This is a genomic window from Erwinia rhapontici, assembly GCF_020683125.1.
In the GTDB taxonomy this organism is placed as follows: Bacteria; Pseudomonadota; Gammaproteobacteria; order Enterobacterales; family Enterobacteriaceae; genus Erwinia; species Erwinia rhapontici.
On sequence record NZ_CP085627.1, the window covers coordinates 941,190 to 957,729 of the forward strand.

The 16,540-nt window shown below is 55.9% G+C and carries 15 protein-coding genes, 1 tRNA gene and 1 other RNA gene; 13 read left to right on the forward strand and 4 right to left on the reverse strand.

The genetic code is table 11. The features are described 5' to 3' along the window. Positions 1–20: 20 nt before the first annotated feature. Both ssrS and zapA read right to left on the reverse strand, forming a co-directional pair. Positions 21–205: non-coding RNA, 6S RNA (gene ssrS / locus LJN55_RS04330), on the reverse strand. 41 nt (positions 206–246) lie between these two features. Next, positions 247–576 carry a cell division protein ZapA gene (gene zapA / locus LJN55_RS04335; RefSeq protein WP_062744299.1) on the reverse strand — a complete coding sequence of 110 codons (330 nt, stop codon included), beginning with the start codon at positions 574–576 and terminating at the stop codon, positions 247–249. 170 nt (positions 577–746) lie between these two features. Here zapA and LJN55_RS04340 point away from each other — a divergent pair, with 170 nt between their 5' ends. From LJN55_RS04340 to LJN55_RS04375, 8 genes are all read left to right on the forward strand, one after another. Next, positions 747–1,325, forward strand: coding sequence for a YecA/YgfB family protein (locus LJN55_RS04340; protein WP_133846181.1), 579 nt, complete (start codon positions 747–749; stop codon positions 1,323–1,325). Positions 1,326–1,382: 57 nt separating this feature from the next. After that, on the forward strand, positions 1,383–2,699 hold the full coding sequence (gene pepP / locus LJN55_RS04345; protein WP_133846182.1) for a Xaa-Pro aminopeptidase: 1,317 nt from the start codon (positions 1,383–1,385) through the stop codon (positions 2,697–2,699). Further along, positions 2,696–3,874: a 2-octaprenyl-6-methoxyphenyl hydroxylase gene (gene ubiH, locus LJN55_RS04350; protein ID WP_133846183.1), complete on the forward strand. Its 1,179-nt coding sequence runs from the start codon at positions 2,696–2,698 to the stop codon at positions 3,872–3,874. Before pepP ends, ubiH begins: the two co-directional genes overlap by 4 nt. Positions 3,875–3,887: 13 nt before the next feature. Continuing rightward, positions 3,888–5,090 carry an FAD-dependent 2-octaprenylphenol hydroxylase gene (gene ubiI / locus LJN55_RS04355; RefSeq protein WP_227535750.1) on the forward strand — a complete coding sequence of 401 codons (1,203 nt, stop codon included), beginning with the start codon at positions 3,888–3,890 and terminating at the stop codon, positions 5,088–5,090. Positions 5,091–5,537: 447 nt separating this feature from the next. Continuing rightward, the gene (gene gcvT / locus LJN55_RS04360) at positions 5,538–6,650 is read left to right on the forward strand and encodes a glycine cleavage system aminomethyltransferase GcvT (RefSeq protein ID WP_159337598.1); all 1,113 of its coding nucleotides are present in this window, start codon (positions 5,538–5,540) and stop codon (positions 6,648–6,650) included. Between the two features lie 63 nt (positions 6,651–6,713). After that, entirely contained in the window at positions 6,714–7,097 is a 384-nt protein-coding gene (gene gcvH, locus LJN55_RS04365; protein ID WP_133846186.1) for a glycine cleavage system protein GcvH, read from the forward strand. Between the two features lie 200 nt (positions 7,098–7,297). Beyond that, complete coding sequence (gcvP, locus tag LJN55_RS04370) at positions 7,298–10,159, forward strand: aminomethyl-transferring glycine dehydrogenase (protein ID WP_227535751.1); 2,862 nt, start codon at positions 7,298–7,300, stop codon at positions 10,157–10,159. A 78-nt stretch (positions 10,160–10,237) separates the two neighbouring features. Then, positions 10,238–10,981, forward strand: coding sequence for an SDR family oxidoreductase (locus tag LJN55_RS04375; RefSeq protein WP_212813763.1), 744 nt, complete (start codon positions 10,238–10,240; stop codon positions 10,979–10,981). A 98-nt stretch (positions 10,982–11,079) separates the two neighbouring features. Here LJN55_RS04375 and rnhA read toward each other — a convergent pair whose 3' ends face one another. Next, a complete protein-coding gene (rnhA, locus tag LJN55_RS04380; protein WP_133846189.1) occupies positions 11,080–11,547 on the reverse strand; it encodes a ribonuclease HI in 468 nt (155 codons plus the stop codon). A gap of 52 nt (positions 11,548–11,599) precedes the next feature. Between rnhA and dnaQ the strand changes: the two genes are divergently transcribed. From dnaQ to LJN55_RS04395, 3 genes are all read left to right on the forward strand, one after another. Next, positions 11,600–12,352, forward strand: coding sequence for a DNA polymerase III subunit epsilon (dnaQ, locus tag LJN55_RS04385; protein ID WP_227535752.1), 753 nt, complete (start codon positions 11,600–11,602; stop codon positions 12,350–12,352). Between the two features lie 131 nt (positions 12,353–12,483). After that, positions 12,484–12,560 (forward strand) — tRNA-Asp (locus tag LJN55_RS04390). A gap of 239 nt (positions 12,561–12,799) precedes the next feature. After that, entirely contained in the window at positions 12,800–13,354 is a 555-nt protein-coding gene (locus LJN55_RS04395; protein ID WP_227535753.1) for a hypothetical protein, read from the forward strand. A 66-nt stretch (positions 13,355–13,420) separates the two neighbouring features. Here the strand turns inward: LJN55_RS04395 and LJN55_RS04400 are convergent, their stop codons facing one another. Further along, positions 13,421–14,917: an NCS1 family nucleobase:cation symporter-1 gene (locus LJN55_RS04400; RefSeq protein ID WP_133846196.1), complete on the reverse strand. Its 1,497-nt coding sequence runs from the start codon at positions 14,915–14,917 to the stop codon at positions 13,421–13,423. A 146-nt stretch (positions 14,918–15,063) separates the two neighbouring features. Here LJN55_RS04400 and LJN55_RS04405 point away from each other — a divergent pair, with 146 nt between their 5' ends. Next, complete coding sequence (locus tag LJN55_RS04405) at positions 15,064–15,777, forward strand: GntR family transcriptional regulator (RefSeq protein ID WP_133846197.1); 714 nt, start codon at positions 15,064–15,066, stop codon at positions 15,775–15,777. A 2-nt stretch (positions 15,778–15,779) separates the two neighbouring features. Continuing rightward, on the forward strand, positions 15,780–16,520 hold the full coding sequence (gene hpxA, locus LJN55_RS04410) for an allantoin racemase (RefSeq protein WP_133846198.1): 741 nt from the start codon (positions 15,780–15,782) through the stop codon (positions 16,518–16,520). Positions 16,521–16,540: the final 20 nt, after the last annotated feature.

The following is a 16,540-nucleotide window of genomic DNA, read 5'->3' on the forward strand; positions in this document are numbered from 1 at the left end:
GAGGGGAGAACAAAAAAGGGAGGTTCTCCGAGATGCCGCCGCAGGCTGTAACCCTTGAACCCATGGTTCAAGGTGAGTATGCCGTCGTAACCATCAGGCTTCTCGGACGGACCGAGCTTGCGCACAGGTTACAGAGCGTCACACTCTGTTTGGTATTAATTATCGGCTCAGGGGACGGGCCCGCTTGCAAACATCTCAGAGAATTTTTTACTTCACCGTCACTCTATCACAGGTAACGCTAAAGTGTTATTCGAACTTCGCACCGGTACGTTCAGTTATGCGACCTTGCTCAAGCAATGCTTGTTCAATGGTCTGTTGTAGCATCCGAATTCGTTGTTCCATGTTCGACGCATAGTCACGGGTTTTGACTTTTTCCTGCGCGAGTTCATGGCAAATGTTCAGTGCTGCAATGAATACCAGTTGCTCTGTATTTGTGACTCTAGTGCGAACTTTTAAGTCTTGCAACCGTTGATTGAGGTCTTCGGCAGCCAGATTCAGCGCATCTTGCTGTTCGGGCGGACAATTTACTCTTAATGAACGGCCAAAAATTTGAATATCTACCGGTTGTGCAGACATGCCACCATCCTGACTGATTACTGCGCCCGCAATCACCCTTACCGCTCAAGGGCTTGGGAGGGGCGCCACTATAACTACCCCTAATATAAGAAACAACCCCTTTCTGGAATCGTTGAGGCACCTGGTGGTAGCATATCACGAACTTATCCAGCCAACGACGATCAAAACTCATGTCACTAACCAACATAATGCCGGGCTACAACACGCTGGCCTCAGTACTGACGCAGCAGGGCGTAGGAATGACCCCTGCAGAAATGCATGGCCTGATCAGTGGATTGATCTGTGGCGGCAGCCATGACAGCAACTGGCAAACGCTGGTGCACGACCTGACAAACGAAGGCATGGCGTTCTCACAAACCCTGGCGCAGCCTTTGCAGGAGATGCACGAAGCGATCGGCAACTCACTGGAAGATGAAGGCTTCCTGTTCCAGCTTTATCTGCCTGAAGATGACGACATCACTGTATTCGACCGTGCTGATGCACTGGCCGGCTGGGTGAACCATTTCCTGCTGGGTCTGGGAGTGGCGCAGCCAAAAATTGGTCAGGTCAAAGGGGAAACCGGTGAAGCCATCGACGATCTGCGTACTATCGCACAGCTCGGTTATGATGAAGATGAAGATCAGGAAGAGCTTGAACAGTCGCTGGAAGAGGTGATCGAGTATGTGCGCGTCGCCGCACTGCTGTGTCACGATACCTTTACCCGCGCGATACCGACCAATGTCGTGATGAAAAAGCCAACGCTGCACTAGGGCTGGGCCATCCCGGCCGCCAGTGGTGATTTAACGGAACAGCATTCAGGAGGTCAAATGACCCAGCAAGAGTTTTTGCGCCGCCGTCAGGCGCTGTTAGCGAAGATGGCTCCGGCCAGCGCGGCGGTGATCTTTGCCGCACCGGAAGCAACGCGCAGTAACGACAGCGAGTATCCCTACCGACAGAACAGTGATTTTTGGTACTTCACCGGGTTTAACGAGCCGGAAGCCGCGCTGCTGCTGATTAAAAGCGCTGACAATCATAATCACAGCGTCCTGTTCAACCGCGTACGGGATCTGACGGCAGAAATCTGGTTTGGTCGTCGTCTGGGTCAGGATGCTGCACCTGCGACCCTGGCCGTTGACCGTGCTCTGCCGTGGGATGACATTGGCGATCAGCTGCATCTGCTGCTGAACGGCCTGGATGTGGTTTACCATGCTCAGGGCCAGTATGACTTTGCTGACGCCGTTGTTTTCAAAGCACTGGAGACACTGCGCCGTGGCTCACGACAGAACCTCTCTGCGCCCGCGACGCTGACCGACTGGCGCCCATGGGTGCATGAGCTGCGTCTGATTAAATCACCTGAAGAGCAGGCGGTGCTGCGTGAAGCCGGGCGCATCAGCGCACTGGCCCACACGCGCGCAATGCAAACGTCGCGCCCCGGGATGTATGAATACCAGTTGGAAGGGGAAATTCATCACGAATTTAACCGCCACGGTGCCCGCTTCCCGTCCTACAACACCATCGTTGGCGCGGGCGATAACGGCTGTATTCTGCACTACACCGAAAACGAAAGTCAGATGCGCGAGGGGCAGCTGGTGCTGATCGACGCCGGGTGCGAACTCCAGGGGTATGCGGGCGATATCACCCGAACCTTCCCGGTGGGGGGCAAATTTACCGCACCGCAGCGGGCCATCTACGACATTGTACTGGCGGCGCTTTACCGCTCACTGGAGCTGTATCGTCCCGGCACCAGCATTCGTGATGTCACGGCGGCGGCGGTTAACGTCATGGTCAGCGGCCTGGTGAAACTGGGCATTTTGCATGGCGATGTCGACATGCTGATTGCTGAAAATGCCCACCGTCAGTTCTTTATGCACGGCCTGAGCCACTGGCTGGGGCTGGACGTGCATGATGTGGGTGACTACGGTGTGGACCGGGACCGTATTCTGGAAGTGGGCATGGTGCTGACTATCGAACCGGGTTTATACATTGCGCCAGATGCCGATGTACCCGCCGAGTACCGTGGTATTGGGATTCGCATTGAAGATGACATCATTATCACCGCCGAAGGTAACGAAAACCTGACAGATACGGTGGTGAAAGATGCCGATGAGATTGAAGCATTGATGGCGGCAGCGAAGCGTTCATGAGCATAATTATCGCAGGGGGAGGGATGGCTGGCGCTACGCTGGCACTGGCGATCTCACACCTGACGCAAGGAAAACTGGCGGTAACGCTGGTCGAGGGAACAGAGCCTGCCAGCCGTGCCCATCCCGGCTTTGACGGACGGGCGATTGCTCTGGCCGAAGGCACCTGTCAGCAACTGGCCGCTATCGGCCTCTGGCCGGTGCTGGCATCGGCTGCGACCGCGATCACCGATGTGCATGTCAGCGATCGCGGGCATGCCAGTTTTGTCTCGCTGGCGGCGGCTGACTACGATGTGTCGGCGCTGGGCCAGGTGGTTGAGCTGCATGAAGTTGGGCAGCGACTGTTCGCCCGTCTGAAAAAAGCATCCGGCATCACCCTGCGCTGCCCGGACAAAGTCGCCGGGGTGGAACGCACTCAGGAGAGCGTCAGCGTGTTACTGGAGAGCGGTGAGCGGTTGACGGGCGATCTGCTGGTGGCGGCCGATGGTTCTCGTTCACGTGTGGCTGCTGCCTGCGGTTTACAGTGGCAAAGTGCGGATTACCAGCAGGTGGCCGTCATCGCTAACGTCTCGACCCAATTACCGCATCAGGGGCAGGCGTTTGAGCGCTTTACTGAACATGGGCCGCTGGCACTGCTGCCGATGTCCGGGGGGCGTAGCTCACTGGTCTGGTGCCATCCGCTGGCGCAGAAAGCGGCGGTCGATAGCTGGAGCGATGCGCGCTTCCTCACGGAATTACAGAAAGCCTTTGGCTGGCGGCTGGGGCGCATCACCCAGGTGGGGCAGCGCGACAGTTATCCGCTGCAACTGCAAACCGCTGCGCAGCATATTTCCCATCGACTGGCGCTGGTCGGTAATGCGGCACAAACGCTGCATCCGATTGCCGGTCAGGGGTTTAACCTCGGTATCCGTGATGTCATGTCGCTGGCGGAAACGCTGGCGGCCGCATGGCGTGCCGGGCAAGGGGTCGGGGCGTATGCCACGCTGAACCACTATCAGCAACGACGTCAGCCGGACGCGCAGGCCACGATCGGCATCACCGACGGGCTGGTCCGACTGTTTGCAAACCGATATACGCCGCTGGTTGCAGGGCGCAACCTGGGGCTGATGGCGATGGATCATCTGCCGCCATTACGTAATTTGCTGGCCGAGCGCACGTTGGGCTGGGTTAAGCGTTGAGGAGAAAGCAGTCATGCAAACCTATGATGTGATCATCGCCGGTGGCGGAATGGTTGGGCTGGCCGTGGCCTGTGGCCTACAGGGCAGCGGATTGCGCGTTGCGGTACTGGAGCGCGAAATACCGCAGGCGCTGGATAATGCAGCCCCTCCTGCGTTACGCGTTTCTGCGATTAATGCGGCCAGCGAACGCCTGTTGCAGCATCTTGGCGTCTGGGATGCGATCCTCAGTTCCGGTGCCAGTGCCTATCACGGCATGGAAGTGTGGGACCGTGACAGTTTTGGTCATATTGCTTTTGATGATGAGCAGCAGGGATTAGCGCACCTCGGGCATATTATTGAAAACCGGGTCATTCACCAGGCGTTGTGGCAACGGGCAGAAAGCCTCAGCGATATCACGCTGGTGGCCCCAGCGGAGCTTCAGCAGGTAGCATTTGGTGATAATGAAGCCTTTGTCACGTTGCAGGATGGCAGCATGATGACCGCCCGGTTGCTGGTGGCCGCAGACGGTGCCAACTCCTGGCTGCGCAACAAAGCCGATATTCCGTTGACCTTCTGGGATTATCAGCACCATGCGCTGGTCGCCAATATCCGCACGGCGCAGCCCCATGAGTCGGTCGCCCGTCAGGTGTTTCACGGTGACGGTATTCTGGCCTTCTTACCACTGCGCGATCCGCACCTCTGTTCGATTGTCTGGTCGCTGTCGCCGCAGGAGGCTTCGCGCTTACAGGCGATGCCGGAAGCGGTGTTCAACCAGCAGCTATCGGTGGCGTTCGATATGAAGCTTGGCTTGTGTACGCTTTCAAGTGAACGTCAAACCTTCCCGCTGATGGGGCGCTATGCGCGTAATTTTGCGGCACATCGTCTGGCACTGGTAGGCGATGCGGCACATACCATTCACCCGCTGGCCGGGCAGGGCGTTAACCTTGGCTTTATGGATGCCGCCGCGCTAATCGGTGAGGTTAAGCGCCTGCAACAGCAGGGCAAAGACATTGGACAGCACCTTTATCTGCGCCGCTATGAGCGCACTCGCAAGCACAGTGCCGCCGTGATGCTGGCCAGCATGCAGGGGTTCCGCGAGTTGTTTGACGGCAACAACCCGGCGAAGAAACTGTTGCGTGAAGTGGGTCTTGCCCTGGCAGATAACCTGCCAGGCGTGAAGCCGCGTCTGTTGAAACAGGCGATGGGCCTGCACGACCTTCCTGAGTGGCTGCGTTGAGCTGAATGAAAGAGCAGGGGAGCTGAGGCTCCCCTTTTTTACGCCTGTTATTCCGTCATTCTCCTGCTGCGCAATCAGAGGGCAAGGGTTGCCCCCTTTTTGCACATCGTTTGAAAAATTCTAATTTCTCCTGTCACTTCGCATTACTTTTAATAATGTCATCGCTATTCTGCGGAAGTCATTTTTTAGGCCAGGAATGCCATCACTATGTCTTTTAACTGTCCTGTTCCCCATTAATTGCCATCTTTGTGTGTGATAACGCATTTTTCCAGCGGAAAAAACCAGAAAATGGGTTCTGCTCCTTTTTGGCTCAGAGCGAATTCGACCTCGTTTATCTTATGGTTAATTGACAACTTCAGTGGTAAGTTCGTAGCGAAGGTAACGATTGCGTTGGCCGCAGCAGGCGGTAAAAAACACTCGTCAGCAACCGGATGGCACAGGAAAACTATGACTCAGCAAACCCCGACTCAGCAGACCCCGTTATTCGAACAACACCATGTAAGTGGTGCCCGCATGGTCGATTTTCATGGCTGGATGATGCCGCTTCACTACGGCTCTCAGATGGATGAACATCACGCGGTACGTACTGATGCCGGGATGTTTGACGTTTCCCATATGACCATCGTCGATCTGCGTGGTGCGCGCACCCGCGAGTTTCTACGCTATCTGCTGGCCAACGATGTCGCCCGGCTGACTCAGCCCGGCAAAGCCCTCTACACCGCCATGCTCAATGCATCCGCTGGCGTAATAGACGATCTGATTGTTTACTTTATGAGCGAAGACTTTTTCCGACTGGTGGTTAACTCCGCCACACGTGAAAAAGATCTGGCGTGGATCGGCGAGCATGCAGCGGCCTTCGGTGTCCTGCTGACAGAGCGTGATGACCTCTCGCTGATTGCCGTACAGGGGCCTCATGCTCAGCAAAAAGCACAAACCTTATTCAATGAAGAACAGCGTGCGGCAGTCAGCGGCATGAAGCCGTTCTTCGGCGTTCAGTCCGGCGAACTGTTTATTGCCACGACCGGTTACACCGGGGAGTCTGGCTATGAAATTGCCCTGCCCAATGAGCAGGCGGTCGGCTTCTGGCAACAACTGCTGGCTGCGGGGGTGAAACCTGCGGGGCTGGGCGCGCGCGATACCCTGCGTCTTGAAGCCGGAATGAATCTCTACGGTCAGGAAATGGACGAAGGGGTTTCTCCGCTGGCCGCCAATATGGGCTGGACCATTAGCTGGGAACCCACCGACCGCCAGTTTATTGGCCGCGAAGCGCTGGAATTTCAGCGCGAGAAGGGAACGGAACAGTTGGTGGGTCTGATCATGACGGAGAAAGGCGTGCTGCGTAACGCATTGCCAGTGCATTTTACCGATGCCGATGGCAACCTGCGTGAAGGGATTATTACCAGCGGCTCATTTTCCCCAACGCTGGGTTGTAGCATCGCCCTGGCGCGTGTTCCTGCGGGCATTGGTGAACATGCCGTGGTGCAAATCCGCAACCGCGAAATGCCGGTGCGCGTCACTAAACCTGTTTTTGTTCGTGCCGGTAAACCGGTGACAAAATAGTGATTCCACGCCGCAGAACTTCTGCGGCGTATAAAGATAAGACGATTTTTGGAGAGCATGTTGATGAGCAATGTACCAGCAGAACTGAAATACCGTGACAGCCATGAATGGGTGCGTAAAGAGGCCGATGGCACTTATACCGTTGGGATTACCGAACACGCGCAGGAACTGTTAGGTGACATGGTGTTTGTTGACCTGCCGGATGTGGGCAACACCTACAGCCAGGGCGAAGACTGTGCGGTGGCAGAGTCAGTCAAGGCAGCCTCAGATATTTATGCACCGTTAAGTGGTGAAATTGTGGAAGTGAACAGCGGTCTGGATTCAGAGCCGGAACTGGTCAACAGCTCCCCGTACACCGATGGCTGGTTGTTCCGCATCAAAGCGGTTGATGATACCGAGTTTGAGACGTTGTTAGATGCGGCCGCCTATCAGGGACTGATTGAATAAGCGATCCGCTGGATAGCTATCTTACTTGTCATTTCGGGATTGGGCAGTGCTCTGAATCCTCACGTACTTTGTGTACGCTCCGGTTCTTGCGCGCTGTCCGCACCCGAACTGACTGCGCCGATAACGCTATGTCATATTGCTTTGTTAGCGAGTTGGCCATTTTTACCTACCACTTATGCCCGATGCAGGATTGACCGATCATGACCCAGAAACTCAGCCAGCTTGAACATCACGGTGCATTTATCGAGCGCCATATTGGACCTTCGCAGGAACAGCAGGACGCCATGCTTCATGCTATTGGCGCGGCCTCACTGACCGATCTGATAACCTCGATTGTGCCCGCCGACATCCAGCTTCCCAGCCCGCCCGGGGTGGGTGATGCGCTGACGGAGCATCTGGCGCTGGCCGAGTTGAAAGCGATTGCAGCGCAGAACCAACGCTATAAATCTTATATCGGCATGGGTTATACCCCCGTGCTGACACCACCGGTGATCCTGCGCAATATGCTGGAAAATCCGGGCTGGTACACCGCTTACACCCCTTATCAACCGGAAGTGTCGCAGGGGCGACTGGAAGCGCTGCTGAACTTCCAGCAACTGACGCTGGATCTCACCGGGCTGGATATTGCTTCCGCCTCCCTGCTTGACGAAGCCACCGCCGCAGCCGAAGCGATGGCGATGGCGAAGCGCGTCAGCAAACTGAAACACGCCAACCGTTTCTTTGTCGCGGATGATATTCATCCTCAGACGCTGGATGTGGTGCGTACCCGTGCGGAAACCTTCGGGTTTGACGTGCTGGTGGACAAAGCGGAAAAAGTGCTGGAGCTGGACGATGTCTTTGGTGTGCTGCTACAGCAGGTGGGGACTGGCGGGGAAGTGCATGATTATGCTGACCTGATTACCGAGCTGAAAAGCCGCAAAGTGGTCGTGAGCGTGGCGGCCGACATGATGACGCTGGTGCTGTTACAGGCACCGGGTAAACAGGGCGCAGATATTGTCTTCGGTTCTGCCCAGCGTTTTGGCGTGCCAATGGGTTACGGCGGCCCACATGCTGCCTTCTTTGCTGCGCGTGACGCGCATAAACGCTCGATGCCAGGACGCATTATCGGCGTATCCCGTGATGCCGCCGGTAATACCGCACTGCGTATGGCGATGCAGACCCGCGAACAGCATATCCGCCGCGAGAAAGCCAACTCCAACATCTGTACCTCGCAGGTACTGCTGGCCAATATTGCCAGCCTGTATGCGGTTTTCCACGGTCCCGTTGGCCTGAAGCGGATTGCCAGTCGCATCCACCGCCTGACCGATATCCTCGCGCAGGGCTTGCAGCAGCGCGGTCTGAAACTGCGCCATGCAACCTGGTTCGATACCCTGACGGTCGAAGTCAGCGATAAAGCGGCGGTGCTGGATCGCGCGCTGAGCTTTGGCATGAATCTGCGCAGCGACATTCTGAATGCCGTGGGCATCACGCTGGATGAAACCACCACCCGTGAAGATGTGACCGCACTGTTCTCTGTGCTGCTGGGCAATGAGCACGGGCTGGATATCGATGCACTGGATACCGACGCGCAGGCGATCCCGGCGGCGATGATCCGTCAGGAAGCGATCCTGACCCACCCGGTATTTAACCGTCATCACAGCGAAACCGAGATGATGCGTTACATGCATAGCCTGGAGCGTAAAGATCTGGCACTGAACCAGGCGATGATCCCGCTTGGCTCCTGCACCATGAAGTTGAACGCGGCGGCGGAGATGATCCCCATCACCTGGCCCGAATTTGCCGAACTGCACCCGTTCTGCCCGGCCGAACAGGCAGGCGGCTACCTGCAAATGATCGGTCAGCTTTCCCGCTGGCTGGTTCAGCTGACGGGTTACGATGCACTCTGTATGCAGCCGAATTCGGGGGCGCAGGGGGAGTACGCCGGTCTGCTGGCGATCCGCCGTTACCACGAAAGCCGCAATGAAGCGGGGCGTAATATCTGCCTGATCCCAAGCTCAGCACACGGTACCAACCCAGCTTCTGCACAGATGGCGGGCATGGAAGTGGTCGTGGTGGCCTGTGATAAGCAGGGCAATATCGATCTTCACGATCTGCGTTTGAAAGCCGAACAGGCGGGCGACGCGCTCTCCTGCATTATGGTGACCTACCCGTCGACCCACGGTGTTTATGAAGAGACGATCCGTGAGGTCTGTCAGATCGTTCATCAGTTTGGTGGCCAGGTCTATCTCGATGGTGCCAATATGAATGCCCAGGTGGGGATCACCACGCCGGGCTATATCGGCGCAGATGTGTCGCATCTGAACCTGCACAAAACCTTCTGCATTCCGCACGGCGGCGGCGGGCCAGGTATGGGACCGATTGGCGTCAAGGCGCACCTGGCACCGTTTGTTCCGGGCCACAGTGTGGTACAGATTGAAGGCATGCTGACCGGACAGGGCGCGGTTTCTGCTGCACCGTTTGGCAGCGCCTCCATCCTGCCTATCAGCTGGATGTATATCCGCATGATGGGTGCGGAAGGGCTGAAGCAGGCGAGTTCCGTGGCGATCCTCAATGCCAACTACATTGCTCACCGTCTGCAATCGGCTTATCCAATCCTCTACGCCGGACGTGACGGCCGCGTGGCGCACGAATGCATTCTGGATATCCGCCCGCTGAAAGAGCAGACCGGCATCAGCGAGTTGGATATCGCTAAACGCCTGATCGACTACGGTTTCCATGCGCCGACCATGTCATTCCCGGTGGCCGGTACGCTGATGGTGGAACCGACTGAGTCAGAGAGCAAAACCGAACTGGACCGCTTTATCGATGCCATGCTGGCGATCCGCAGTGAAATTGACCGTGTCGTCGAGGGTGAATGGCCGCTGGAAGATAACCCACTGGTGAATGCACCGCATACCCAGATGGAAATTGTCGGCGAGTGGGGCCATCCTTATACGCGTGAACTGGCGGTATTCCCGGCCGGGAGCGCGAATAAATACTGGCCAACAGTGAAACGTCTGGATGATGTTTACGGTGACCGTAATCTGTTCTGTTCCTGTGTACCGATGAGCGAATACGAATAACCGCATCGTGATCAGCGGCGGATAATCTGTAAGGGTTGACCTTCGTTTCGGTCAACCCTTTTTTATGGGATAAACAGCATGAAAATCGCATTAGTGACAGGCGGCAGTCGCGGCATTGGCCGGGCTACCGCCATTCTGTTGGCACAAATGGGCTGGCGGGTCGCCGTCAACTTCGCCCGGCGCACCGATGCTGCGCTTGAAGTCGTGGATATGATTGAGCAGCAGGGAGGCAGTGCTTTTGCCCTTCAGGCGGATATCGCTGATGAAGCGCAGGTGATGGCGATGTTTGCTGACATCGACCGTCAGCCGGGGCAATTGACGGCGCTGGTCAATAATGCCGGTATCCTGTTTCAGCAGGCCACGCTGGAACAGCTCACGGCAGAGCGCATTAACCGGGTCTTTGCCACCAACGTCACGGGCAGTTTTCTTTGCTGTCGCGAAGCGGTTAAGCGCATGGGCCACCATCACGGCGGGAGCGGTGGGGCGATTGTCAATGTTTCCTCGGCGGCCGCCAGAACGGGGGCACCGGGTGAATATGTTGATTACGCCGCATCAAAAGGGGCAATGGATACGCTGACTAAAGGGCTATCGCTGGAAGTGGCGGCGCAGGGTATCAGAGTGAACGGCGTGCGTCCGGGCTTTATTTACACCGACATGCATGCGGACGGGGGGGAACCGCAGCGGGTCGATCGGCTGGCACCCGGCATTCCGATGCAGCGCGGTGGCCAGCCGGAAGAGATCGCGCGCGCGATTGCCTGGTTGCTCAGTGATGAGGCGTCATACATTACCGGAACATTTATTGATGCGGCGGGCGGCCGCTGAGATAACGTGGTCGGATGATGGCAATAAACGATAACGCCTAAGGCCAGTTCTTATCGGGTAGAGGGGCTGGCTGAAAAAGGTCAGCCCCTCCCTCTCTCTTAAAGCTCGGAAATATAGCCGACATCGTCGGACGTGGGATTCCCGGCCGCCGCGCGTGCCAGCTCATCACAACGTTCATTCTCAACGTGGCCCGCATGACCTTTAACCCACTTCCAGGTGATCTCATGGTGGCTGAGGGCTGCATCCAGGCGCTTCCACAGGTCGACATTCTTAACCGGCTTCTTATCGGTGGTTTTCCAGCCGCGTTTTTTCCAGTTATGTATCCAGGTGGTAATTCCCTGACGAACATACTGACTGTCGGTACTCAGCACCACCGCACAAGGCTGTGTCAGCGCTTCCAGTGCCACAATCGCCGCCATCATTTCCATGCGGTTGTTGGTGGTCAGGTGGAAACCTGCGCTGTACGTTTTCTCATGCTTGCCATAGCGCATAATCGCGCCATATCCCCCGGGGCCAGGGTTGCCAAGGCACGAACCGTCGGTGAAAATTTCTACCTGCTTAAGCATCTCTGGTAGACTCCCTGTAGAAAAACGCCAAGTCTGCCATAAAACGGGTCCTATGAGCACAGTAAATACAACACGTCAGATCGTTCTCGATACCGAAACCACCGGTATGAACATGATCGGTGTCCACTATGAAGGGCATCGCATTATTGAAATTGGTGCCGTAGAGGTGATTAACCGTCGTCTGACGGGCAATAACTTCCATGTGTATCTCAAGCCCGATCGGCTGGTGGACCCGGAAGCCTTTGGCGTACACGGTATTGCAGACGAATTCCTGCTGGATAAACCCACCTTCGCTCAGGTGGCAGATGACTTCCTGGCGTATATTGATGGCGCAGAGCTGGTGATCCATAACGCGTCGTTCGATATCGGCTTTATGGACTATGAGTTTGCCAAACTGCAGCGTGGCATTGCCAAAACCGAAACCTTCTGTCAGATCACCGACAGCCTGGCGATGGCACGTAAGATGTTCCCCGGCAAGCGTAACAGCCTTGATGCGCTGTGCTCACGCTATGAGATAGACAACAGCAAACGTACGCTGCACGGCGCACTGCTTGACTCCGAAATACTGGCCGAAGTCTTCCTGATCATGACCGGCGGGCAGACCTCGCTGACCTTCTCAATGGAAGGGGATCGTGAAGAACAGGATGATGGCGAAACCATTCACCGCATTACCCGGCCATCCTCGGGGCTGCGCGTGGTGCGTGCCAGCGAGCAAGAGCGGATCGCGCATGAGGCGCGTCTTGATCTGGTGCAGAAAAAGGGCGGCAGCTGTTTATGGCGCCCGATCGATGCCAGTGATATATAAGTGATTAAAAAGCAGGCGAAAACGCACTTTCGGTGAAAAAGAGAGCAGTTGAGATAATTCCACAGAAAAAGCGTTGACGCAGCGCAGGCCGCCCCGTAATATGCGCCTCGTTCCCGACGGGGAACATCGGTGGAGCGGTAGTTCAGTTGGTTAGAATACCTGCCTGTCACGCAGGGGGTCGCGGGTTCGAGCCCCGTCCGTTCCGCCAAGCATTTAGAGAAAGGCCGATTCGAAAGAATCGGCCTTTTTCGTTTTACGACGATGATGCCCTTCCTGAATATCTCACCCATCCTGTCTGCTTATCCTTTCGATCGTTATCGTGCTGCCGCGCGGTGAATCACCTTATATCGTAAAATATCTATAGATAATGACCGGGAGTCGATGTATCACTTTCCATCCCTCTGATATAAGAAAAAAGATGAAGATTAAACCGTTCAAGGAGGAGCGATGATAAAGCCGATATTTCTCTTCACCGTACTACTGATCGTTACACTCGCATCCGGATTACAACCGGCCCCCGTTTATGCCGATAAACCTACTGCTGAAGCATCGGATCTCATGAAGCAATATGTCATATCGTCGGTGGCGGAGCGTGCTGAGGTTCTGCACAGACTGGAAGTGCTCTCTACCAAAAACCCTGATAATGTTAACGTAAGACGGATGTATGCCAACCTGCTAGTCTCTGACAGAAAATATGATAGTGCCATCTCACAATATGAAATGCTGAATAAAAAAAATCCGCGCCCGGTGCTCTTACTACCGGAATGTATGTTGAAAGAAAGGGTGGGTAAGAAAGACAAAGGGTGTTACCAGTCTGTCATTGCGATCGCTGAAGAGAAAAACATCCTGGATAGTGATTATCTTACCGCGCTGTATTTTGCGGACGATCAACGTTTCTTGGCAGAGAAAGAGAAACTTATTAACGCTAATAAAATGACAAAGGCTGAACTTGCTGTTTTTTCATTAAGCCATGAGCGCATTCTGTATACCCTGTATCCGTAACTGCGGGCAGGCTTACGGTACAACAAGAAAGCCCAGGGACCAGAAAATCTCTGGCCCCTGGTCATATCACTCTTTCTGCATCGCGACTTTCGCGTTATAGCCTTGTGTTGCGGCATTCTCCACATCGCCACGGGCGATCCAGCGATAGCTGCCTGCGCCCAGTGCCACCCCGATAAACCAGCTAAAGTTTGCCACCGCATGCAGCGAAGGAATAAAGCTGATCACCAGGCCAATGGCTACCGATGGCAGCAGCGCCACAATCGCTTTCGGGTTAAAACCACCGCGATACCAGTATTTACCTTTTGGCGTGGCATCAAACAGATCATCAACGGAGATCTGGCTGCGTTTGATCAGATAGAAATCGGCCAGCAGGATGCCGAACAGTGGCCCGATAAACGCGCCCAGCACATCCAGCGTATAGTGGATCAGCTCCGGTGACTGGAACAGATTCCACGGCGTCAGCAGCACGGAACCGACCGCTGCGATCATCCCGCCGGTGCGGAAGCTGATCTTCTGTGGCGAACAGTTGGAGAAATCGAAAGCCGGAGAAACAAAGTTGGCCACGATGTTGATGCCGATGGTGGCGGTAATCATCGTCAGCAGACCAATCGCCACTGCCAGATCGTTACCGACCATACTCACTGTCTCAATCGGGTCGGTGATCATTCGGCCAAACAGCGACTGTGTACCCGAAACAATCACCACGGTGACCAGCGAGAACAGCAGGAAGTTAAACGGCAGGCCCCAGCGGTTTCCCCGGCGGATTTCACCCATACTTTTACCGTAGCGAGAGAAATCACCGAAGTTCAGCAGCGGGCCAGAGAAGTACGACACCACCAGCGCGGTAGCCGTCAGCATCTGCCATGCCTGCTCGCCGCCCGTCAGCGTCTTGCTTGCCAGGGTGAAGGAGATACCGTCAAACCCGGTTTTGTATACAATCCATCCTGCCAGCGCCACCATCACCACGTACACCGCCGGGCCAGCCACATCAATGAAACGCTTAATCGCGCTCATTCCGTGCCAGAACACCATCGCCTGCAACAGCCACATAATACCGAAGCAGATCCAGCCGAGCTGCGATAATCCCAGCCAGGAGGCGTGCGTCAGTGACGACAGCGCAGGCCAGAACTTCAGCGAGACCAGCATCAGTGCATTCGCTGCAAGGTACGTCTGAATGCCGTACCAGGCAAAGGCGATTAACCCGCGGATCACCGCCGGGATATTGGCACCAAATACGCCGAATGCCTGACGACAGATCACCGCATAGGGTACGCCCGCCATCTGGCTGGGTTTCGCCACCAGGTTGGCACAGACCTGCACAATACAGATGCCGACCAGCAGACACAGCAGCACCTGCCAGCTGGCGAGGCCCAGCGTGAAGAAGCTCGCGGCTACCACATAGCCACCCATGCTGTGTACATCGGACATCCAGAAAGAAAAGATATTGTACCAACTCCAGTTCTGGTCACGCGTTGGCGCCAGATCCTCATTGCACAGCCGTGGGCTGTAGTTGACGGTGGCGTCTGACGCCGCTGCCGGGGAAGAACCATGACTATTTGGCATGAAACCTGCTCCTGTGAATACAGTTATCAATAAACCGGGTTACAGGAGACATTGCAGGATCCAGGCCAGAATGTAATTTCATGTATACAAAAGTCAGTTTTCATGTGTACGATTCTTGACGGAAATGATGTTTACCGGAGTAGGGAATGAAGAGTGAAACCGGGCTGAAAACGGCCTCCGACCTGAGTGACAAGGATGAGCCTATCTATCAGGCGCTGATGACGGCAATCGTGGAACATCAGTTACCACCGGGCAGTAAATTACCGGAGGAGGCACTCTCCGAGGTGTTCGGCGTCAGCCGTACCGGCATTCGTAAAGTGCTGCAACGCCTCGCCGCAGTGCAAATGATCACGCTGACGCCCAAACGTGGTGCGCAGGTCGCCACGCCAACCGTTGAGGAGGCGCAGGATATCTTCCGTACTCGCAGCCTGATTGAGTGCGCGAACCTGTCTGAGGTATTAATGCACTGCCAGGCCCCTCATCTTGCTGCCCTGGAGAAACTCAATCTCCAGGAGCAGCAGGCCCACGAAAATCACGATGGTGCAGCGGCGATCCGCCTCTCAGCGGCATTCCATATTCAGTTACAGGCGATTTCGGGCAACCAGGTGCTGACCGAAATCGTGACGCGGCTGACCCAGCGCTCCTCGCTGGTGGTTGCGGCATATGGTGCGCCCTGGCAGCAGGGCTGCCGCTGTGACGATCACGATCGGCTGGTGGTGCTGCTACGGGAAAAATCACTGACTCAGCTGACTGACGCACTACGGCAACATTTCGATCATATCGTCGCCAGTCTGCGCTTTGAACGCAGCGGCGAAACGCTGCCGGACTTTTCCCGGTTGTTTGCGTCAAAAGGAGCATGATGATGAGTAGCAAACAGGTCATTCAGGTGATCAACCCCAACACCAGCCTGGCAATGACGGAAACCATCGGTGCAGCGGCACGTGCGGTGGCGGCAGGGAATACCGAGATCCTGGCGGTGTGCCCGACGCAGGGCGTGCCGTCGATTGAAGGGCATTTTGATGAGGCTATCGCTGCCATTGGCGTGCTGGAGCAGATCAAAATCGGCCGTGAGCAGGGCGTCTGTGGCCATGTGATTGCCTGTTTCGGCGATCCGGGATTACTGGCCGCACGCGAGATGGCGCAGGGACCGGTAGTCGGGATTGCCGAAGCCGCGATGCATATGGCAACCCTGGTGGCCACACGATTTTCCATCGTCACCACGCTGCCGCGAACCCTGATTATTGCCCGCCATCTGCTTCAGCAATATGGCTTTGAGCATCACTGTGCAGCCCTGCACGCCATCGACCTGCCGGTGCTGGCACTGGAAGATGGCAGCGGGCTGGCGCAGGAGAAAGTGCGCCAGCGTTGTATACAATCCATCCGCGAAGATGGCTGCGGTGCCATCGTGCTCGGCTGCGGTGGTATGGCCGATCTGGCGCAATCGCTGACACGTGAACTGGGCGTACCGGTGATCGATGGCGTGACGGCTGCCGTGAAAATGGTGGAGTCGCTGGTAGCATTAGGTCTGAACACCAGTAAGCACGGCGATCTTGACTACCCGATACGAAAAAACCTGTCGGGCCAGTTTGAGCGCCTAAACTGAACAGTCGGGTCCCATTTCTT